This is a genomic window from Nocardioides sp. J9 (genome assembly GCF_007829375.1).
Taxonomy (GTDB): Bacteria; Actinomycetota; Actinomycetes; order Propionibacteriales; family Nocardioidaceae; genus Nocardioides.
The window spans coordinates 17417-37853 of record NZ_VLJQ01000083.1 but is presented as its reverse complement, the minus strand read 5'-3'; the positions used below and the strand labels follow the sequence as shown (position 1 = coordinate 37853).

At 67.6% G+C, this 20437-nt stretch carries 16 protein-coding genes; 5 read left to right on the top strand and 11 right to left on the bottom strand.

The window, feature by feature from the left end:
- Positions 1-219: hypothetical protein (locus L615_RS23825; protein WP_222430481.1), on the bottom strand; the 219-nt coding region annotated here is incomplete at its 3' end.
- Between the two features lie 462 nt (positions 220-681).
- Between L615_RS23825 and L615_RS14115 the strand changes: the two genes are divergently transcribed.
- Complete coding sequence (locus tag L615_RS14115) at positions 682-2049, top strand: IS1380 family transposase (RefSeq protein ID WP_145724635.1); 1368 nt, start codon at positions 682-684, stop codon at positions 2047-2049.
- A gap of 296 nt (positions 2050-2345) precedes the next feature.
- Here L615_RS14115 and L615_RS14110 read toward each other — a convergent pair whose 3' ends face one another.
- The 5 genes from L615_RS14110 to L615_RS14090 form a co-directional block, all read right to left on the bottom strand.
- A complete protein-coding gene (locus L615_RS14110) occupies positions 2346-4820 on the bottom strand; it encodes a site-specific integrase (protein ID WP_145724637.1) in 2475 nt (824 codons plus the stop codon).
- Positions 4817-5965: a site-specific integrase gene (locus L615_RS14105; RefSeq protein ID WP_135831088.1), complete on the bottom strand. Its 1149-nt coding sequence runs from the start codon at positions 5963-5965 to the stop codon at positions 4817-4819. Before L615_RS14105 ends, L615_RS14110 begins: the two co-directional genes overlap by 4 nt.
- Before the next feature lie 113 nt (positions 5966-6078).
- Positions 6079-6795, bottom strand: a complete 717-nt coding sequence (locus L615_RS14100; RefSeq protein ID WP_145725479.1) for an ArdC-like ssDNA-binding domain-containing protein — start codon at positions 6793-6795, stop codon at positions 6079-6081.
- Between the two features lie 597 nt (positions 6796-7392).
- Positions 7393-8571 carry a cytochrome P450 gene (locus L615_RS14095; protein WP_028655359.1) on the bottom strand — a complete coding sequence of 393 codons (1179 nt, stop codon included), beginning with the start codon at positions 8569-8571 and terminating at the stop codon, positions 7393-7395.
- Positions 8572-8886: 315 nt separating this feature from the next.
- Complete coding sequence (locus L615_RS14090; RefSeq protein ID WP_028655360.1) at positions 8887-9144, bottom strand: hypothetical protein; 258 nt, start codon at positions 9142-9144, stop codon at positions 8887-8889.
- Between the two features lie 416 nt (positions 9145-9560).
- Here L615_RS14090 and L615_RS14085 point away from each other — a divergent pair, with 416 nt between their 5' ends.
- Both L615_RS14085 and L615_RS14080 read left to right on the top strand, forming a co-directional pair.
- Positions 9561-10160, top strand: a complete 600-nt coding sequence (locus L615_RS14085; RefSeq protein ID WP_186449868.1) for a TetR/AcrR family transcriptional regulator — start codon at positions 9561-9563, stop codon at positions 10158-10160.
- Between the two features lie 31 nt (positions 10161-10191).
- Complete coding sequence (locus tag L615_RS14080) at positions 10192-12531, top strand: MMPL family transporter (protein WP_145725477.1); 2340 nt, start codon at positions 10192-10194, stop codon at positions 12529-12531.
- A 746-nt stretch (positions 12532-13277) separates the two neighbouring features.
- Here the strand turns inward: L615_RS14080 and L615_RS14075 are convergent.
- The 4 genes from L615_RS14075 to L615_RS14060 all read right to left on the bottom strand — a co-directional run bounded on the left by L615_RS14075 (position 13278) and on the right by L615_RS14060 (position 17985).
- Positions 13278-13781 (bottom strand): PaaI family thioesterase, encoded by a 504-nt coding sequence (locus L615_RS14075; RefSeq protein ID WP_145725476.1) that lies wholly within the window; start codon positions 13779-13781, stop codon positions 13278-13280.
- Positions 13774-14367: a TetR/AcrR family transcriptional regulator gene (locus L615_RS14070; protein ID WP_145725475.1), complete on the bottom strand. Its 594-nt coding sequence runs from the start codon at positions 14365-14367 to the stop codon at positions 13774-13776. Before L615_RS14070 ends, L615_RS14075 begins: the two co-directional genes overlap by 8 nt.
- 9 nt (positions 14368-14376) lie before the next feature.
- Entirely contained in the window at positions 14377-14610 is a 234-nt protein-coding gene (locus tag L615_RS14065) for a hypothetical protein (RefSeq protein ID WP_145725474.1), read from the bottom strand.
- A 390-nt stretch (positions 14611-15000) separates the two neighbouring features.
- On the bottom strand, positions 15001-17985 hold the full coding sequence (locus tag L615_RS14060) for an efflux RND transporter permease subunit (protein WP_261376696.1): 2985 nt from the start codon (positions 17983-17985) through the stop codon (positions 15001-15003).
- 160 nt (positions 17986-18145) lie between these two features.
- Between L615_RS14060 and L615_RS14055 the strand changes: the two genes are divergently transcribed.
- Entirely contained in the window at positions 18146-18724 is a 579-nt protein-coding gene (locus tag L615_RS14055) for a TetR/AcrR family transcriptional regulator (protein WP_028655366.1), read from the top strand.
- A 248-nt stretch (positions 18725-18972) separates the two neighbouring features.
- Here L615_RS14055 and L615_RS14050 read toward each other — a convergent pair whose 3' ends face one another.
- Positions 18973-19983, bottom strand: coding sequence for an AraC family transcriptional regulator (locus tag L615_RS14050; protein WP_145725472.1), 1011 nt, complete (start codon positions 19981-19983; stop codon positions 18973-18975).
- Positions 19984-20105: 122 nt separating this feature from the next.
- Between L615_RS14050 and L615_RS14045 the strand changes: the two genes are divergently transcribed.
- The gene (locus L615_RS14045) at positions 20106-20426 is read left to right on the top strand and encodes a 2Fe-2S iron-sulfur cluster-binding protein (protein WP_145725471.1); all 321 of its coding nucleotides are present in this window, start codon (positions 20106-20108) and stop codon (positions 20424-20426) included.
- The last annotated feature ends 11 nt before the right edge of the window (positions 20427-20437 follow it).

Below are 20437 nucleotides of genomic sequence, written 5' to 3'. Positions count from 1 at the left end.
GTAATTCTGGTCGCACTGATTTGTCGGAGGGTCGCTTTCGTAGTCGTCGCAGTCGGTCCACGCGAGTGCCCCAGATGCGATATTCCCCTGAGTCCACACCACATCCGTCTCGCCCGCGCCCGTCAACTGGCAGGKCGAACTGGAATTGACGTTAACCTGCGTGGGATCAAGTGCGTTCCATGCTGCGGCGTCGATGTTCTCCTCGAGGTCAGCAGACACGGAACTCCCCAGACAATACGAGTGCGGATCCTCATCGGGGTGCGCACCAGTGTTGCCGTCTTGGGAACCTCACTCGTCAGCCATGGCTGGAGCAACGACGAGAAATCCTAGGCAGACAACGGCTGCCGAGCCGAGACAGAGACTACGCATTCTCAATGACCGCACTGGCGGACCCTCCCTCGCAACGACGCTTCGACCGACGCCATCGGATTCGCTCTTGGCCGATCGATAGCGACTCTACACCAGTGTGACGCGTGTCACTCTCGGCTGGTTCCGGGGTTGACACTGGATCCCATCGCGCGGAGTTCGAGACTCTCCCGCAGCTTCATGCGCCGCCTCAGCCTGAATCCACCGTTGGGGGCGTCGGGGTGAGCGTGGCGTAGAACGAGAATGCCCTTGCTGGGCGGGAGAATCGGAGTTCTCACACAACCGTTTCGCCACCGAGCAAGGGACACCTCGTAAGTGCAACCTTCCCACAAGGTCCGGCCCGTGTTCGATGACCCCAACCTGGTGTCGTCGGCTGGTCTGGTTCCCGCGCTGCGGCTGGCCGAGTCCGCTGGCCTGTACGACCTTCTCGCCGGGGTGACGGTGCCCTCGCCGAACGCGTCGGCGAAGGCGGCGTGTGTGGTGGGCGGGATGCTGGCCGGTGCGGACTCGATCGACGACATGGACCTGCTGCGGCACGGCGGCATGACTCGGTTGTTCGGCGGGGTCCGGGCGCCCTCGACGCTGGGGACGTTCCTGCGCTCGTTCACCCACGGACACGTCCAGCAGCTCGACGCTGTCAACGCCGCCTTGCTGGCGGGGCTGACCGAGCGGGTCCCGGGGCTGCTTGCCGGTGGAGACGGGTTCGCCACGGTCGACCTCGACGACACCGTCCGCGAGGTCCACGGCCACGCCAAGCAGGGCGCCGCGTTCGGATACACCCGGCAGCGGGGCCTCAACATCCAGCTCGCCACGATCTCGACGCCGCTGGCCGCGCCGGTGATCGCCCGGGCGAGGCTGCGGTCGGGGAACACCGCCTCGGCCAAAGGTGCGGGACGGCTGCTGGCCCAGGCCATCACCACCGCTCGTGCTGCCGGGGTGAGCGGGCAGATCCTCGCGCGAGCGGACTCGGCCTACTACGGGTGGGCGTTCGTCGGCACCGCCCTGCGGCACAAGGCGTGGTTCTCGGTGACCGCGCGGATGACCAAGACCGTCACCCGCGCGATCACCGCCATCCCCGCCGGAGCCTGGAGGCCGATCGAGTACCCGAACGCGGTGTTCGACGAGACCGAACAGCGTTGGGTCTCCGACGCAGAGGTCGCCGAGATCGGCTTCACCGCGTTCACCGGCCGCCGCAAGGCCGAGCACGTCACCTGCCGCCTCGTGGTGCGCCGCGTCAAACGACTCCAGCCACTGGCCTCCGACGGCACCGCGCAGGGTGAGCTGTTCGCTGCCTACCGCCACCACGCCTTCATCACCAACACCACGCTGCCGACGGTGAAGGCCGACCAGCATCACCGCGACCACGCCATCGTCGAGCAGGTCATCGCCGAGCTCAAGGACAACGCCTTGGCCCACCTACCGTCGGGGAAGTACACCGCGAACGCTGCCTGGGTCGCGCTCGCGGTCACCGCGTTCAACCTCGCCCGCGCCACCGGCGTCGCCGCATCGCTGCACCGCGCACGATGGGCCACCCTGCGCAAGAAGCTCATCGACGTCCCGGGCCGCATCGCGGCCACCGCCCGCCGGCTCGACCTGCACCTCCCCCTCGGCTGGCCATGGGCATCCGCCTGGGAAGCACTGTGGGCGACCGCGACCGCCCCACCAGCCCCAATCACGACCTGACCACCCAGCCCGCCCGGGCGTCACCCAGAACCACGTGGAAGAGCCGGACAGACCGGCGGCCACCCCCTGCCCAGCCACGCCCCAGGCCTCTCAAGCGCCGTTCAGGGCCGACGAGAAATCATCCATGGTGGATCCGGGCTCAGCCGATCGACGACTGGGCCTCGGAGCGATCGCCACGCGGCAACGAGCGCGACCGCGATGGACTTCGCGTCGTCGGCTAGAACGGCGGTCATGGGGCGACACCCACCCCGGGTCTCCGCGGCCTGTTCGTGGCCTGACGGCGAGAGAGCTTCGCCTTACGCATCCGGCGACGGGTCGAGTCGGCTCCGGACGGTGGGCAGGCCGAGGTTGGTGGCGGTGCGCTGCATCTGGGTGAGTTTCTGTTCGGCGGCGGCGCGGCTGGTTCGCAGGCCGTCGACCTCGCCGAGCCAGCCCCGATTGCTGGCCTCGGCGATCCGGCCGTCGAGGCTGTCGATGATCTGCTGAAGCCGTTGGTGCTGTGCGGGGTCGGGACGGAGCATGGGGCAGCGGATGCAGGCGTGTTCGTGTTGGCAGCCGGTGCCGTAGGCACGCCCGCAGGTGCCGAGTTCGAGTTTGCGTTGGGCGAAGTGGCCGAGGAACTCGTCCCATTCGCTGTCGGTGGGTTCGCGGTACTCCTGAGACGGCCGCAGTGCTCGCCGGCGGGCGATGTAGGCACGGTGGTGCTCGATCACGTCCTGGTCGTAGACCGCCGCATAGGTCTGGGTCGTCGCGATCGAGTCGTGGCCCAGGATCTTGGCGGTGATGTGCACGGGCAGGCCGGACGCTACGGCCTCGGTGGCGAAGATCCTTCGGAAGTCGTGGGGGCTGAACTTGGCCGGTGTGCCGCCGTTGTTGGTGATCTTCGCGGTGGTGACCAGCTCGTCGAGCAGCTTGATGACGTAGGAGGAGCTCATCGCGGTCCTGCCTATCCCATAGGGCCGTTGAAACAAGTACGGAAGCTCGGGGCTGTGCACGCGTTCGGCGCTGTCGTAGCGGCTGACCAGCGGCAGCTGCTCGTTGTCGCCGCGGACGTGGGAGATGATCTCGGCGAACGCCACTGCGAGCTCGGGGCCGATGACCAAGAGCCGCTCCTTGTCGGTCTTGGACGGGGTGATCTGCAGCATCGGGATCACCTCACCAGTCGAGGGCAGCCGGTAGGACACGAAGGAACGGTGGGTGATCTCGAGGACTTCCTCGATGCGTGCCCCGGTGTGACGCAGCACCTCGACCAGCGCCCACGCCCAGAACGCCCGGTCGGCCTCAAGGCTTAGGTTCCGGCGATTGTCCTGCGGCCGGTCGCTGGTGCCGCCGGACTCCGGATTGTCGACGTAAACGTGGCCACGACTGACCTTCCGGCCGCGGCTCCCGTCGTCGCTCAGGGTCGCTCGTCGTAGCGTGTGACCATCCTGGGTGAACGACTGGCCGGGCGGGGTCGCTGCGGCGGCATCGTGCAGTTCCTTGGCTGCCGCTCGGGTGTCGCTGGCTGCGTCGACGAGCCGTGGAAGTAGGGGCGCGAGTTCCCGGATGCGCTGGTGGGTGCGCGACCGCGACTGCTTGAGCATCTTGGTCATGCCGGCCAGGTCGCGGGAGTTGACCGGGGAGGGTGCGGCCCAGGTGGCCCATCGGGCGGAGTCCTCCAGCGCCCAGTGGGAGAGGTCGGCGTAGAAAGCACGGACGGCCATGAGGATCGTGTAGGGGTCCTCGCGCTTCTTCCCGACGCGGTTGCTGCCGTACAGCACCGGGCCGCTGAGCCTGGTCTTCCAGCGACGCGCGACCTCGTCGGTCAGGTGCAGGGACTCGATGCCGGGCTCGTGGATCTCCAGGTCGCGCCAGAACAAGAGGACGAGCTTGGCCGCGAGGTAGCGGATGGAGTTGTAGTCCATCGCGGCACGGCGTTCGTAGAGGTAGGCGACGAACAGGTCTCTGACCGGACGGCACACGACGTCGTAGCGGTCGACCATCTCCTCGATCGTCAACTGCCCTCGCCGTGACGCGGCGAAGATGGTCGGCGGGCTGTCGGCCGGCAGGATCGCGGCCTCCCGGAGCAGCGTGTACCAGCGGGGGTGAGACCGGCCACGGTAGCCGTCTTGCGCACGGTGGGCCTCGATGCAGTCCGGCAGGGTGATGTCGCCCAACGTGCCGCCGTTGTGGACCAGCATCCTGGTGAGCTGGTTCAACGCCTGGCGCCGGTCGCTCGGCAGCATCCGCGCATCCGCGTCGCAAAGACGCTCCATGTCGGCGAACCCCGCGGGATCACGCAGCGTCCGGAGCCGTTCGTAGAGTCTGGGTGTGGCCTGGGTCGCGTAGAGCCAGGAGTAGTCGGGACGGATCACGTCCAGCAGCAGGAGCCTGCCCGCAGCAGCGACAAGGTGCCCGTGTCTGTCGGGCTCGGCGGCCAAGGCGGTCCAGTCCCTTCCGGCTGCGTCCGCACCGGAGGCGTGCCACCGTTGCTGCCACGACTCCCCGGGGAACCTCAGCAGCCAACCGAGGAGGGTTTCCGCGAACAACACCTGGCTGCGGATCTGCTTCGACAACGTGGTGCCGTTCGCGGATTCCAGGTCGCGGACCGCGGCGAGCAACTCCTCATAGCTCATCTGGGAGGCGGCCCACACTGTCGGCCGGGCGATCGCCGGCGTCGGAAGCGTCGGGGTCGGCGCCTTGGGGCGTAGGCCACCGTTGTTGGCGGGCACGTTGCGCGACGGGCGCGCGGCCTTCTGAAGGTGGGCGACCGGGTCGATGTGGTCGCTCATGGCCGTGTCCCGCCGAACAGCACCGCCAGCACCTCGGCGGAGTATCCCGCCGTGTCCACAGGCGGTGGTGGTGTGGACGGCCGTTCAACCCGGTCGCGGTGATGGGCCAGCACGCGGGCGACGACCTCTTCCTCCCGCGGACGCAGATAGAGCTGGGTCGTGGTGATGTGGGCGTGGCCCAGCACCCACTGCACATCGGTCAACGACATGGCGGGGTCGTCGACCATCCGCTGAGCGGCGGTGTGCCTCAGGTCGTGCAGCGTCCAGGCCGTGCCCAGCGACTCGTTCGCCCGTTGCAGCATTCGCCGGGCTGCCGAGTAGGTCAGCGGGCGCACCGGACGTCGCCGGGTCAGCCACAACGCCTGCTCGCCGGCCGGACGCTCGGTCTGCTGCTCGTAGAGCCGAAGCCACACGAACGCATCCGCGGAGGCGGGTAGCCACTGCAACCGGCCCGAGCCCTTCCGACGTACGCCGATGCGCTGGTCGCCGGGATTCACGAGGTCCACGGTGACGCCGAGGAGTTCAGAGGCGCGGGCACCGGTCGAGACGTAGAACGCCAGCAGGGCACGGTCCCGGTCCGAGCGCAACGTAGCGAACAGCTCGTCGAAGAGCCCGTCGGGCAGGTGGCGAGGAATCCGCTCAGGCATCTTCTGCCGCAGTGGCGCCCGCGGTCCTGGCGCGAAGGGCTGCATCGGATTGTGATGCGCTTGGGACCTCCGTCCGGCTCGATGGACGGCGTCGGGGACCGGGTTGACCAGTGGCCCGTCGCCGGCGCGGGTCCGGTCGGCGTAGAACATCTTGACCACCGCGAGGGCGTGGTTGATCGTCGCCGGCGCGTACCCGCCCGGCCGGCCTGCTGGGCCCACCAGCCGCATCCACAACACGAAGTCGCGTGCCTCGATCCGGCCCGCGCGCTGCCAAGGCACCTCGATGACAGCCAGGAACCGCCACCAACGCAGCAGCGCCAGGCCATAGGACCGCAGCGAACTGAAGCTCGCGCCGCAGGCCACCATCGTGGCGAAGAACTCGCTGACCTCTTCGACCGGCTCGCCAGTCGCATCCAGCAGCACCGTGCCCGGCGCCGCGTCGATGCTGGCCACGGCGCCGATGGTCGGGACGACCAAAGCCGTCACGTCACGCTCCATCCCAGATGTCCTTCCGCTCGTCGTCGCGACGAACGGCAGCACGCAAAGCCTCGGGAACGGCGGACATCCCCATCGACCGGCGAGTCGTGCCGCACTGGTCGCCCGGGGACGGCTCAGGACACTCCAGTTGGTGCGGTCAATAGGTCGTGGGCCAGAGTCTTCACCTGGGCGGCGTCATCCATGTCCGTGCGTACCGAGACCTCGCGGGCGAGGAAGTCGGTCAGCCCATTGGCGCCACCGATCGCCGCCGCGGAGGAGACCAATCGGAGCTCAAACCCGAGAGCCGTGATCTGATCGGCGAGACCGTCCCAGAGACCGGCAGGCGCCTGGCCGTGCAGTAGGGTCGGGCGGGGCAACTCGGGCAGGGGATCGCCGGCCGTCTGCGAGACGTCCCAGACGTGGGTGGGCTTGAGGCCGACGAGCTTCGACCTCACTGACTCCCCAGAACCCGGCTTCTCGCCGCGCGAGAGACGACGCCACGACGCCGGGTCCGACGGGTTCGCGGAGGCGAACCTGGCAGTGACCGGCGCGAGAATCCCGTAGCCGTGCTGGCCCTTCTCGACATGGCGTCCGAGCGTGAGCCACTGGTGGAAACCGGCCACGTACGTCGGCGTCGGTTCGGGCACGCGTCCCTCTTTGAACGCAGAGTAGTGCTGGGCGTAGATCAGCATCGTGTTGTTGAAGCTGCGCGAGCGGAACTCGGCGGCAAACGTCAGCGCTCGCTTCCAGTCATCACCCGTGACGAGCGCGGACACCGACGCTGAGAGTTGTTGCTGTAGGGCCTCGAGCTTCGCCTCGCGACGGTCTCGGGCGCCGGGCTGGCCGGTCATCCCGGTTGCCGAATCGCGTCGGGCGGCGATGCATCGCGGCAGGGCAGCGCGCCGCACCTCAGTATGTGCTTGTCACGCCCGTGTGTGGGCAGCGGACACAGAGCGGATGAGCCATCGCTCTGGCTAACGGTTTCGCAAGACTGTCGACGCATGCTCGCCTCGCTCGAAGTCCATGGCTGACGGGGTTGGGCGTTGCCGGGGACCCCCTGTTGATCCGGCACTTCTAGGTACGCGGGCTGAGCCGGCTTGGAGCATGAGCTGGTCGACCGTACGCGCTGGCAGTGTCCGCGAGTGGCTAATGACCATGTCACTCGACCTCAATCACGGCTGATAGCCGCAGCCGGCGGCAGAGCGGTGTAGCGCTGGCTACGCTGCGCCGTTTCAATGCCTATGAGTTCGTGATCGCCTCCGCGATCCGCCCGCAGGTCGCGGCTGGATTCCATGGTGCGACGTTCCTCGCGTCGCCGGAGCCGATTGATCGCCCGCGTTTCGTGGAGACTCTGGTGTGTCCCGATCCTCCGTCAGCCCCCTGGGCGATTCAATCGCTGACGGGCTGTTGCTGCCGCCTGGGCCCCGGGGGCCCATGGAGACTTGCCCCTACTCCAGGGGAAGCGAGACGTAGCCGCGGATGGGGCCAGAGCGGAGTCGAACGGCCGAGTCGAGGTCGACCTGCCAGTCCGGCTTGCGGGCCAAGAGTGTCTGCAGGGCGATGCGCGCTTCGAGCCGGGCCAGCGCCGCGCCGAGACAGAAGTGGATGCCGCGTCCGAACGCGACCTGCCGTTCTGGCGCGCGGTGGAGGTCGAAGTGATCCGCATTGGGGAAGGCTTGGTCGTCGCGGTTGGCGGATCCGAACAGAAGCAGCACGGTCTGGCCAGCCGTCATGTGTTGTCCGTGCACGTCGACCGGGCGGGTCAGGGTGCGCGAGAGGCCCTGGACGGGGGAGTCGTAGCGGAGCAGTTCCTCCACGGCGCTGGTGACGAGCTCTGGGCGGTTCGCCAGTTCGCGGCGGCTATCGGGATGCTGAGCGAGCACGACCGCGCTGTTGGAGAGAAGGTTCGTGGTGGTCTCGTGTCCGGCCACGAGCAGGAGCAGGCAGAAGCCGAGCAGTTCCTCCTCGCTGAGGCGTTCGCCGTCGGCATCGGCCTGGACCAGGGCGGTCATGAGGTCGTCCTGCGGGTGCGCGCGTCGTTCCTCGAGGAACCCTGAGAAGTACTCGTAGAGCGACGCCGCGGCGTCCAGGCCGGGGCCGAACTCGCCGCGGGTGGGGTTGGATTGGATGAGGGTGGTGGACCAGATACGGAACCGGTCACGGTCTGCGCGTGGCACGCCGAGCATGTCGGCGATGACGACGGCGGGGAGGGGACCGGCGAACCCGGAGACGAAGTCCCACCCGCCGGATTCTGGCGAATCGTTGAGGAGGTCCTCGACGATGGTGTGGATTTGTGGTTCGAGTGCGGCGATTCGCCGGGGGGTGAAGGCCTTGCTGACGATCTTGCGCAACGCGGTGTGCCGCGGTGGATCAGTCATGATGAGCATGGGCAGGAACAACTCGGTCATGTCGACCCCCGGAGGGGTCGGGAAGATCCCGGACGCCGAGGAGTACGTCGCCGGGTCGGCGAGAGCTGCGCAGACGTCGTCGTATCGGCTGAGCACCCAGGTGTTCGCCTGCTCCGACCAGTAGGCGGGGGCTTCGCTGCGAAGCTCCCGGTAGATCGGGTAGGGGTCGGCGATGATGTCGGGATCGAAGGGGCTGTAGGTCAGCTGTTGGTTGCCCATCGGCGCTCTCCAAGTGGTGTTCGTCCCGTGCCTTGCGCGGAGGCGCCCGCTCACGCCGCTGCACTCCTGCCGGAATCTGGTGTGTCTCGCCTGGGCGTCCTGCGAGGGCGCTGCCGGAAGGTGGTGATCCCGTCAGGGCCGAGGACCCCAGAGGTAACTCTCGGTCTCGACAATGTGTTTGTACTCCGAGTACAACACACCCCCACAGTTCAGGTCGAGACCTCTGGCAGAGTCGAGGGGTCGTTCCCGGGCCCTGTCAGAAGTGGGCGGGCCAACAGGTCTGACGTTCGTCGGCGCCCCGTCGCCCTCGGGCAATCACGTTCGCCGCGCGGTTCGTCTCAGAATGAGGCCCAGAGCCGCTGCGGCGGCGATCAGGTCCTGGCTCAGCAGTGCGGCCGGCATTCCCAGGATCCGTTGGGGGATGTGGTGTTGGTCGTAGGGCGACGTGCCCGGTATGAGCAGGGTCAGGTTGAACGGCGCCCAGCGGGCGATCGGCAGCAGAGCCGCTGCGGTGATGAGACGCTCCGAGGAGGGGGCGCCCGACTGGCGGTTGCGCAGCAGCCAGAGCGCCACAAGTCCTTCCGTAGTCGCGCTGACGACCTCCGACGTGCCGTGCCAGCGGGCGTGCGGCCCGTACTCGGGGCCGAAGGTATGGCGGCGGTTCCAGTCTGCGAGCCACGGAAGCGTGGCCGAGGCGAGGACAGAACCAGCGATCAAACGCAGGCCCAATCTGGCTAGTCCGCGGCGGGCCTCAGGGACGCGCGAACCCTCGGTCCCGGAGTGACCTCCTGGTGTCATCGCCATTCCCACTCACCTCATCGTCGAGCCTCGGCCGGCCCTGGCACGGCGCGGACGCCAGTCGGGCAGCCCTGCGACCCATGGTGCCCAGGACCGTCCTCCTCATGCCGTCCGACGTGGCCCCATCTCGACGGCCGGGGTGCGTAATGGGCAATCTTGCCCAATGGGCACATTCCTGTGAGAGTGGCGTCGTGATCGAAGGCCTGAGGGAGAGGAAGCGTGCGGCGACCGCGCGGGCACTTGCCGAGGCCGCCTTCGACCTGGCGAAGGAGCGCGGCCTGGACGGGTTCGTGATCGAGGAGGTCGCGGAGATGGCTGGGTACTCGCGCCGTACCTTCGCGAACCACTATCCCTGCAAGGAGGCGGCGGTGGCATCGGTCGCCTACGCCGGTATCGAGGCAGCCGCCGATGCACTCGAGGAAGTGTCGGAGGGACGGGGGTTGCTGGATGCGGTCGAGGTCGTGCTGCGGCTGCAGCTGACGACCACGGGACTGTCCCGGATGCGGGAGGTCTTGACGTTGGCGCGCGCGAATCCCTCGTTGGAGCCACACGTCTACCACGTCCAACACCGGATGCGGTTGGAGGTCGAGGAGCGAATGGTCGCCGTGGCGGCCGGGCGCTACCCGCCTTCGTACGTCACGCTGCTGGTCGGCGCCGTCTACGGCATGGTCTCCTCCGCGCTCGAGGGGCTCGTCGACGTCCGCCTTCCTGGCGAACTTCCCAGTCGCGGGGCCGTGGAGTTCGACGACTTCCTGACCGAGGTCTTCAAGCACCTCCGTAACGGCTTCTGACCCGCACATCACCCGCTGAGGAGCAGCCCCGATGTCCACATTCTTGTACCACCTCGGACGCGGCTGCTACGGCAGACCCTGGCCCTTCATCGTCGGGTGGCTGTTGGTGCTGGCTGCGGTGGCGGCTGCGTTGGTGGTCAACGGGGTGAAGGTGACCTCGGAGATGAAGATCGACAACACCGAGGCCCAACAGGTCCTGGACCGGGTCACCGAGGAGCTACCGCAGGCTTCGGGTGGCCAGGCGAGTGTCGTGTTCACCGTCCCGGACGGCGAGCGGCTGGAGACACCGGAGCGGATGGCCGCCATCGCCGAGACGGTGCGGGAGGTCTACGAGCTGCAGCAGGTCGTCAACCCGGCCGAACTGAGCCAGGGCCAGGGCCAGGCACAACCTCAGGCAGAGCCGAGGGTCGACCAGCCGCAACGGGAGTCGGAGACGACCGCGCCGCCGTACCGGCCGATGGTCGTCGACGGGACCCCGGTGCCCGGCGTCCTGGTCTCGACCCGGGCACCGGTGGCGCTGCTCCAATTCCAGTTCACGGTGCCGTCCACTTCGCTGACCGACGAGCAGGTCTCTGCGGTGTTGGAGGTGGTCGAGGATGCGGAGCAGGGAACCGGCCTGCAGGTACTGCCGAGTGACTCGCTTAAGGCGATCGAGATCCCGGTCGGCGCGGCCGAGGTGGTCGGTCTCGCGGTCGCGGCCGTGGTGCTCGTCCTCACGCTTGGCTCGCTCGTCGCCGCCGGTCTTCCTTTGATCACCGCCCTGGTCGGAGTCGGGGTGGGTGTGGGGACGGCGTTTGCGCTGTCGACGTCGGTGGAGATGACCACCGCAACCCCGGTGCTGGCGTTGATGATCGGCCTCGCCGTGGGCATCGATTATGCGTTGTTCGTGGTCAACCGGCAGCGGCGACTGATCATCGACCGCGGCCTCGATGCCCGCGAGGCAGCTGGCCGTGCGGTCGGGACCGCGGGCAGCGCGGTGCTCTTCGCCGGCCTCACCGTGATCGTGGCGCTGGTCGCGCTCACCGTCATCGGGATCTCGATGCTCACCACCATGGCCTTGGTCGCCGCGGCCACGGTCCTGCTTGCCGTCCTCATCGCCCTGACCCTGTTGCCGGCCATGCTCGGACTGATCGGAGAGCGGATCGTCTCGGCCAAGACGCGGCAGAAGGGACACAACAAGCGGGAGAGGCAGGGCAGCCACAGCGTGGCCGACCGGTGGGTCAAGGCGGTGCTGCGGTTTCGCTGGCCGGTGATCCTCGGTGTGGTGGCGGTGCTGGGCGTGGGCGCTGCTCCCGCGGCGAGCATGGACCTGGGGTTGCCGACGGGTGCGACCGCGAACACCGACACGGCCGCCCGGCAGAGCTATGAACTGGTGACGCAGGGGTTCGGTGAGGGGTTCAACGGGCCGCTGCTGGTGACCGTGGAGTCCTCGGAGGGTGCTGCCCTCGACGGCCAGACCCTCGCTGCGGTGAGCCAGCAGCTGCAGCAGCGTGACGAGGTGGTGGCCGCGGTGCCTGTGGGCACCAGCAAGGACGGGCAGATGACGGTCCTCAGCATCATCCCAACCTCCGGTCCGGACGACGACGCCACCGCTGACCTCGTCAAGGCGCTGCGTGCACCCAGGTCGGCGGTCGCACAGGAGTACGACGTCGAAGTCGGTGTCACCGGCTTCACCGCGATCGGGATCGACATGTCCGACCGGCTCGCCGAGATCGTGCCGCTCTACCTGGCCATCATCGTCGGACTGTCGCTGATGATTCTGCTGGTGGTCTTCCGGTCACTCGTGGTCCCGATCCAGGCCACGCTCGGATTTCTGCTCAGTATCCTGGCGACCTTCGGGGTGACCACCGCGGTGTTCTCGTGGGGGTGGCTTGGCTGGCTGGTGGGGATCGACACCGGCGGGCCGTTGTTCAGCTTCGTCCCGGTGATCGTCACTGGAATCCTTTACGGGCTGGCGATGGACTACCAGGTCTTCCTGGTCTCCTCGATGCGCGAGTCCCACGTCCACGGCCACCACGGCCAGGCCGGCGTGGTGCACGGTTTCGACCAGGCCAGCCGGGTCGTGGTCGCCGCCGCGGTGATCATGGTCTCGGTGTTCGCCGGATTCATCTCCAGCCACGACGTGATGATCAAGCAGATCGGGTTCGCGCTCGCGATCGGCATCCTCATCGACGCATTCTTGGTGCGCATCACGTTGACCCCGGCGCTGATGGCACTGTTTGGCGACAAGGCATGGTGGCTGCCGCCTTGGCTGGACCGGATCCTGCCCGACCTCGACGTCGAGGGTGACCGACTCCTGCGGATGCTCACCGAAGGCGAGGGCAGCGAGGGGACGCCCGGGATCGACGCCGTGAGCAAGGCAACCGACTGACCATCCAAGGACGCCGCCACGGCGGAGCCCATGCCGGCCCGGCACGACCACAGTCGCCGCACAGGGTGGGTGTGGCGGCGCGGACTCAGGCTCGGGGAGATTCACCTCGGTAGGGGCGCCACCGGTGGGTCCGGGGTGCCTTCGACGCCTTCTCCGCGTGCGCTCCGTTCGAAGGACACTGGTCCTGCAAGAACAGCTCAACCTCACGCAGGCCGCGAGCGACGTCATCCTCGAGCCGGTGTGCCCGCCGCTCCTCGCGCCGCTGAAGCCGATCCCGATCCCACTCCTGCCAGGCGCGGTAGCCGCCGTATCCCATCCACCAGCAGCTCCCGAAGGCGATCAGTCCGCCGTAGAGCCACCACATGGCGTTTAGCACCGCGTCGGAGAGCAGGTCAGCCATCTGGTGCCAGGCGTGTCGGTCATGCATGGGTTACCCGCCTCACGTGGACGGGACGAGAGGACCGTCCAATCAGCAGGCTACATGCGATCGCGCATGTATGTAAGTCTTCGAGGGCAGCGTTGGGTGGGGCTTGCCGGAGCGGCCTTGAGGAGGAAGCGCGCCGGCGTTCCAGCCGGGGGCGCGCGAGCGGCCGGAGGTTGGGCCGCATCTGTCTCGCCTGAGGGCGTCGTGACTGGGGAGCCCGGTGTATCTCGCGCCGTGGGGGCACCGAACCTCCGCGGATGGTCAGCGGACACGCAACAGGCGCCCGTTGGTTGGCGCGAAGCGGTCTGGCCGCCGTGGAGAGTCAGCCGGTGGGGGATCCCGATGGAGTGCCTTGCGCGAAGTGCTCGGCGCCCACTTTGACGAACACGGCCGTCGAAGTGATGACGGTGGGACCGTCTGGTGCGGCTGCGCTGGCGGCGACGAACAACTTGCGTCCGTCGCGTCGGATGACGTCGGCTTGGAGTCGGTAGGTCGTTCCGATCAGCACCGGCGCCAGGTAGTCGATGGAGAGCTGGCGGGTGACAGCGGGCCCGCCCTCTAGGAAGAGAAGGAACCCGTAGAGGTCATCGACGACCGTGGCCACGGCGCCGCCATGGACGATCCCAGGGGCGCCTACGTGGCGGTTGTCGAAGGTGTGCCAGGCGTGCACGCCATCGCCGTGGCGGACGGATCGAAGGTGGTGCCCGTGGGGGTTGTGCGGTCCGCACCCCAGGCACTCGTCGTGGTGGGGCGGCAGGTCGGCGCCGTCGGGGTAGCTGACGAACTTCTCCGCCCACGCCGCGAGCAGCGTTTGCAGGTCAGCCACGAGGCCGTCCTTGTAGGCGTCGCGCCCAGGCGTCCAGGGCCTCGGCTTGACGCTGACCTGAATGCGGACTCAGCAGGCCGCTGACCCCTCGACCGAGGAGGAGGTCGAGGGTGAGCCGGATCTCCACAGGGTCCTCGGTGACGTAGGTGCGGCAGATCTCGGCGAGCTCGGCGTTGACGCGTTCTTCGGCGGGAACCAGCTCGGCCCGTAGGGCCTGATGAGCGCGAGCTGCGACCCACAACTCGAGGCTCGCGGCGTACAGGGGGCCGGAGAGGGCCTCGGCGAGCAACCGGAGCGCCGTCTCCCTCTTCCCTGCTCCGGCGCCAGCGGGTCCGAGGAGGACCATCTGCTCTCGGGCCCGGCGTAGGCGTTCCTGCGCCAAGTGCTCGACGGCCGAGACGACCAACTGGTCCCGTGTACCGAAGTGATGCAGCTGGGCGCCGCGCGAGAGACCTGCCCGCGCCGCTACCGCGGCACTGGTCGTGCCCGCGTAGCCGAGTTCGGCCAGGCAGGCCACCGTGGCGTCCAGGAGCGCCAGCCGCGTCGCGGCCGAGCGCTCTTCTTGGGTTCTGACTTGGACCGGCACGGGGAGAGACTACATGCATGCATGAACGCACGTTGCTTCGAAGGGCGGGGCAGCGGGCCGCTGAAGGTTGCGCACCACAGTCGCGATCCGCCGCTGTGCGCTGCCCCCGGGCTCCGGAACGTGGAAGACCACGGCGATCTCGCCGGCCATCGACAACTGCGACGCCCGTAGAGCGCTGGGAAGATGAAAGAAGATCTGCGCCGCCATCGAGGCGTCGCTGGTGAGGAGGTCGAGCGCGCCCACGACCACGACGCCGGCGATCGGCGCGAGGCCCAAAGAGGCGGTGGCGCTCGTCGAACCGGTGGGCCACGACGGCGATGACCGGGACGGTCAGAACCACAAGCTTGCGATCACGATGTCTATGCTGCCGAGTCCCTGCTCGTCCAAGGGGCGGTGAACGCGGTCGTGGTCCCTGCGACCCCGGTCAGCGTCGCGATAGGCCGTGTCGCGGTCGGTGGCGCTCCGGGGAAGCAGCCAGCTCAGACGGCATGTCGTACCCCAACTGCGCCACGACGTCGAGGGTCGGCGCTAGTCCGAGCCACTTCCGATCCGCACAGCAAGCCAAGGCCGGCACTCGATCCCCTTGCGCGGCACAATCGGATGGCTCAGCGGATGGAGATGTGCGGGCGCGGTTCAGGAGGCCGTCTTTGCCCGCGATGCCGCGGGTTGCTCAGAGTGCCGCGGGTTGCGGGCGGGCCACCAGTTGTGGTTCTCGAGTAGCGCTGCACAGGCGGGGACGATGAGGCTGCGGACCACGAAGGTGTCAAGCAGCAGCCCGGCTGCGACGGCGAACCCGGTTTGGGCGAGGGTGATCACCGGTGAGCTCAGGAGTGCGATGAAGGTGCTGGCGAAGATGATGCCGGCGGAGGTGATCACCGGGCCGGTGAGGGTGACGGCTTCGGCGACTGCCGCGCGGGTCAGGGTGGTGCCGTTCTCGCGCATGCGACTCATGAGCAGGATGTTGTAGTCGGCGCCAACGGCGACCAGCAGCACGAAAGTGATGACCGGGACGGGGAACTGGATGTCGTGGCCGAGGATGTCTTGGAAGACCAGGGTGGTCAGACCGAGGGCCGCAGCGCAGGAGAGCGCGACTGAGGCGAGCAGGTACAGGGGGGCGGCGAGGGAGCGCAGCGTGACGATGAGTAGCAGCAGGACGACCAGGAGGACCGCAGCGAGCACGAGCTTGGCGTCGTCGTACAGGTAGCGGTTCAGGTCGGCGCCGAGCCCTGCCGCTCCGGTGCCGCTGATGGTCGCGTCGTCGAGACGTGTCTGGTTGAGCGCGGATTCGGCGGTCGCCTGGGCTTCGTCGAAGCGGCGCAGCCCGTCGGGGCTCAGGGGGTCGGTGTCGCCGGTGACCTGGATGCGTGCGACGCGGCCGTCGGGGCTGAGAAAGACGTCGCGGGCGTAAGCGAAACGCTGGTCGCGCAGGGCGCTGGCGGGTAGATAGAAGCCGCCTGCCTCTGGGGTGTTGGCCTGACGGTTGACTGTTCGCAGGTAGGACTCAGAACGTTCCAGGTTCTCGGCGAGCACGCTGGTCTGACTGATGAGCTCCTCGATTCCCGGAGCGAAGGCCTCGGCGTTTCCGGCGATCTGGTTGGTGCCGTCCGCCATTTGCCCCAGCCGGGTGCGCAGGATGCGTTGGCCCTTGGTGATCTGTTTGGAACCCTTCTTGGCCTGGTTCAGCCCGGCGACGAGGCTGTCGAGTCCACCCGCGAGCCGCCCTTGACCGCGGGCGATCCGTGCCGCGCCGTTGGCTGCCTTCTGCAGTCCGGGCAGGAGTTCGTTCTTCAGGCCGCGGTGGATCTGGGCGAGGCCCTCCCTGGATCGGCGACAGATTGGGTCGGCGGTGCAGAGCAGGTCGCGGTTGAGTGCCTGGACGATCAGGTCGATGCCGTCTACTGCGATGCTGACTTGGTCGTGCGCGGTCTGGAGGCCTGTCGCCAAGGTGGCGGCACCGGTCTGGAGGCGGCGGGCGCCCTGCGCGGCTCCCCGGGTGTTCTTCGCAGCCCGGCCGAGGCCGTCGGTGAGGTCGTTGGTGCCGCTTACCAGCTGGCCAACGCCGTCGTGGGCCTGGTCGGCGCCGTTGGCCACCTGGTCGATCGCGTCCGCGAGCTGAGTGCTGCCTGAGGAGAGGCGTTCCAGCCCGGGTTGGCCCTCCTCCAGGCCGTCGCTGGCACGCCCGAGGCCGTTGGCGAGTCGCTTGAGCTGCCGGGCGATCGATGCCGGCTTCAGAGGCGTGCCGGCCGGCTGGGTGATGCTGCGTACACCAGTCACGCCGTCGACCTTGGCCACGGCACGGCTGACTTCGTTGAGGACGGCGAGGTCCTTGGGATTGCGCATGTCGCGAGGGGATTCGACCAGCAGATAGTCAGGCAGGGTCTCGTTGCGGGGGAAGTGCTCCTCCAGCACTGTCAGGCCCTGGTTGCTCGGGGTCTCTTCGGGCTGGGAGTTCCGTTGGTCGTAGGAGATCACCATCGTCGGCAAGAACGCGGCCAGCGCCACCAACACGGCGGTACCGACCAAGAGCACGCGAGCGGGTCGACGCGCCACGAGCTGGCCCACACGCGACCACGCCGAGGTCGGTGTGGGCGTACGCGCCGGACCGATTCTCGGGCCGAACCAGACCATCAGCGCCGGGGTAAAGGTCAGGCTCACCGCCACGGTGACCGCGACGCAGATCGCCATCGGCGGTCCGGTCGTGGAGAAGATGGCCAGCTTGGTGAACCCCAGGCAGATCGCGGCCAGGATGACCGTGCCCGCGGAGGCCACCAGGGCTGGTCCCACCCTGGTCGCGGATTCCTCGACCGCCGCGAGCGGGTCGATCCCGCGCCCGAACGCCTCACGGAATCTGCTGATCAGGAACACGCAGTAGTCGGTGCCGGCGCCGAGCACGATGGCGGTTACGAACGCATCGGTATAGGTCGACAGCGCCATTCCTTGCTCACCGGCCCACGCCAGCACCCCTCGGGCGCAGGCCAGTGCGACACCGATCGTCACCAAGGTGAGCAGCACCGTGGTGATCCGGCGGTAGATAATCAACAAGATGATGACCAGGAGGAGGCCTGAGACGACGGTGATCCTCACCGAGGCGGCGTTCACCTCCGTGGTCAGGTCCGTGATCATCGCCGGGTCGCCGGTCACATGCGTCGTGGTTCCCGATGGCGCCGACAGCTCGTCAACCTGTTCACGCAGCCAGTGCACGTCCTGCTCGGAGTCCGGCGACCCGATCCCACTGGTCAGCCCCACCACCAGGTAGGCGGCCTGACCGTCCTCGCTGACCAGCTGCTGCCGGGCCTCCTTGTTGCCGACGAAGTGCTGCACATCGGAGACCCGCTCCTCATTCGCCTGCAGGGTCCGCACTAGATTGCGGTAGGCGCGCGTGTCCGCTGCGCTCAAGCCCTTCTCGTTGCGGAACACGACGTAGGCGAACGACTCGGTGCGTCCCGACCCGAACGCCTCATCCATCCGGTGCAACGCAGCCAACGTCGGAGCATCCTCGGGCAGGAACGCGGCGCTGTTTCGCTCAACCACCGATGGCAGAGACGGCAGCCCGAAGGTCACCGCCGCAGCGGCGATCAGCCAGCCCACAACCACCACACGCGGGAAGCGGATTCCCACCGCGCACAAGTGGGCCAGACGGCCCGGCGCCCCAACACCCACGGATACCCCCACGGTGTCTGCATCTTTGGTTTGTACTCAAAGTACAACATAGACTGGCGCCACAGTCGATACACATCGAACGAACGCAGAGACGTTCGCCCGAAAGGTCAAGGCACAGATGCGGCAACTGCCAGCAACGATCGCGAGCAAGCTCTACGGCGCAGCAGAGCTGATCGCCGAGCGCGGCATCACCGAGGCCAAGATGGACGACATCGCCGCCGCCTCCGGCATCCCCCGCGCAACGCTCTACTACTACTTCACAGGCAAGGACGAGATCCTGGCCTTCCTGCTCACCGACATGCTCGAAGCCATCGCCGGGGAGGTTGCGGCCGCCGTCGGCACCCCCGGAACCGCCCGCGAGCGTCTCGAAGCCGCGGTCCACGCGCAGATCGCCGTCATGCTCGACCAGCCGGCCGCATGCCGAGCGCTCGTGGGTGACCTTGGTCGTGCCACCAGACTCCCGGAGCTGGCCCACGCCCTCCAGGAGGCTTTCCAGCGACCCATCGAACAACTTCTCGACGAAGGCGCCGCCGATGGATCGCTACAGGTCCAGCCCCACCCCGAAGACGCCTCGCTCGCGATCTTTGGCGCCATCACCGTCGCCGGTCTCTACCACGCCGTCGAAGACACCCGCCCGTCCGCAGAACAAATCGCGAAACGGGTCCTCGCTGTACTGATGCAGGGCCTTGCTGGCTAGCGTCTCCGACCGCTGTACTCCTCCGACACCGCTGGAGGTCTCGCTATCGGTGGAGCTCGTCGGAATCTGGAATCAGCAGTTGGGGGCGGCAGTAGCCAGTACCTGGCAGGCGACGGAGGGCACGCATCGTGAGATCGGGCGCCGACCTTGGCCGAGCACGGCGAGTCGGGACAGATCTGATCGATGCCGGCACGTAGGTCGGGCCGGGCGCTGTGCCGGCTACGCGAGCCGCACACCAAGCGGATCGATCACCAGCTCCGGCACGATTCTCGAAACTGCCGTGGAGACCGGCCCGTCCACCGCTTGAAGGCGTGCGAGAAGTTGGTGAGGTCGCTGTAACCGAGGTCAACGGCGATCTCGCTGACCGACATGGATCGGTCGAGTAGCCGTAGCGTGGCGCGCTCAAGCAACGACGACTCGAGCAACTCGCGGAACGTGGTGCCCTCCTCGTGGAGGCGCCGTTTGAGGGTGCTGGCGGACACTGACAGCTCCTCGGCGACCGTCCGGCACGTCTTGAGCGCTGCAGCCTCGTCCAACGACGCTCGTACCTTGGCCGAGTACGACGTGGGTCCGACCCTGTGCTCGAGAGCTTCCCGGAGGTCGGCAATGGCGAGCCGATAGGCAACGGGATCGGAGAATCGACAGACCTCATTCAGAGGCTCAGTGGGCACGTGGAGGAACGTCATCGGGGCGTTGAAAACCATGTTCCCGGGCCGCGCGTCGTCCTGATCCACGTCGGTCGGTGCTGGCCAACTCGTGTGCAGTCTGACGATTGATTCGTCGCCGACGAGCATCTGGACCAATCGCCGCAGCGCGGCGCCGCAGTAGGTGACGATCAGGCAGTCCAGGTCCGAATCACCTATGTGGCCTGTGAGCCCAACCGTGAGTCCCTCTTCGTTCGGATGGAACCGTGTCGTGACGGCCGTCGTGATCAAGGGAAGATACGTGAGCAGTTCCATGATCTCGGCTACGGACCCTGCGCTGATGAGCGGAACGCTCAAGGGGCCGAAAGAGGTCAACTGAGCGTGTTCTGCGAACGCGTGGCCGAGCTTGGTTGCTTGTTCGGCGTCAAGCTCGGGGTAGACCTCCCGGAACCACCGCACCGGGACCTGGCCCTCAAGCTGCAGCAGGGTCGGATCGGCGGCACTCTCGCGAGTCATGATGGCGCGGAACTGTGCGACCGCGTGCGCGTCGAGCGCTTGGCTCTCGAGCAACTGCGCGAATGCGGTGTAGGGGACACCCGGTTCGGTGAAGCTCATCGAAGCCTTTCTCTGACCCGAACTCACAACTATCTGGATCCGGTGAACATAGCCAGGCCCGGCGCCCGCGGCAAGAGTTTGAGCAAGGCATTGCGGCCCCCGACATGCACCAGGAGTTGGTTATGGCAGTGGTTACTTTCGTGTCGCACGACGGCGAGACACACGCGGCGTCCCTGGAGGAAGGGCAGTCGTTGATGCAGGTCGCGACGAACAACGCGGTGCCCGGCATCGACGGCGACTGCGGGGGCGAGGCTGCGTGCGGGACCTGTCACGTCATCGTTGACCCTCGGTGGTCGGACCGCGTGGGGCCATCCGGTGCCGACGAGGAGCAGATGCTCGCCATGAACCCCGAGCGTGAACCGACCTCTCGGTTGTCCTGCCAGATGGTGGTCTCCGAGGCCTGGGACGGACTGACTGTCCGTCTGCCCGAATTCCAGATGTGATCAACGAGAGG

What these genes read in the sequence shown, in the direction of transcription:
- L615_RS14110 (WP_145724637.1), bottom strand. Translation starts at nt 4,820, where the DNA reads ATGAGCGACCACATCGACCCGGTCGCCCACCTTCAGAAGGCCGCGCGC.
- L615_RS14105 (WP_135831088.1), bottom strand. Translation starts at nt 5,965, where the DNA reads ATGGAGCGTGACGTGACGGCTTTGGTCGTCCCGACCATCGGCGCCGTG.
- L615_RS14100 (WP_145725479.1), bottom strand. Translation starts at nt 6,795, where the DNA reads ATGACCGGCCAGCCCGGCGCCCGAGACCGTCGCGAGGCGAAGCTCGAG.
- L615_RS14095 (WP_028655359.1), bottom strand. Translation starts at nt 8,571, where the DNA reads ATGGGCAACCAACAGCTGACCTACAGCCCCTTCGATCCCGACATCATC.
- L615_RS14080 (WP_145725477.1), top strand. Translation starts at nt 10,192, where the DNA reads ATGTCCACATTCTTGTACCACCTCGGACGCGGCTGCTACGGCAGACCC.
- L615_RS14055 (WP_028655366.1), top strand. Translation starts at nt 18,146, where the DNA reads ATGCGGCAACTGCCAGCAACGATCGCGAGCAAGCTCTACGGCGCAGCA.
- L615_RS14050 (WP_145725472.1), bottom strand. Translation starts at nt 19,983, where the DNA reads ATGAGCTTCACCGAACCGGGTGTCCCCTACACCGCATTCGCGCAGTTG.
- L615_RS14045 (WP_145725471.1), top strand. Translation starts at nt 20,106, where the DNA reads ATGGCAGTGGTTACTTTCGTGTCGCACGACGGCGAGACACACGCGGCG.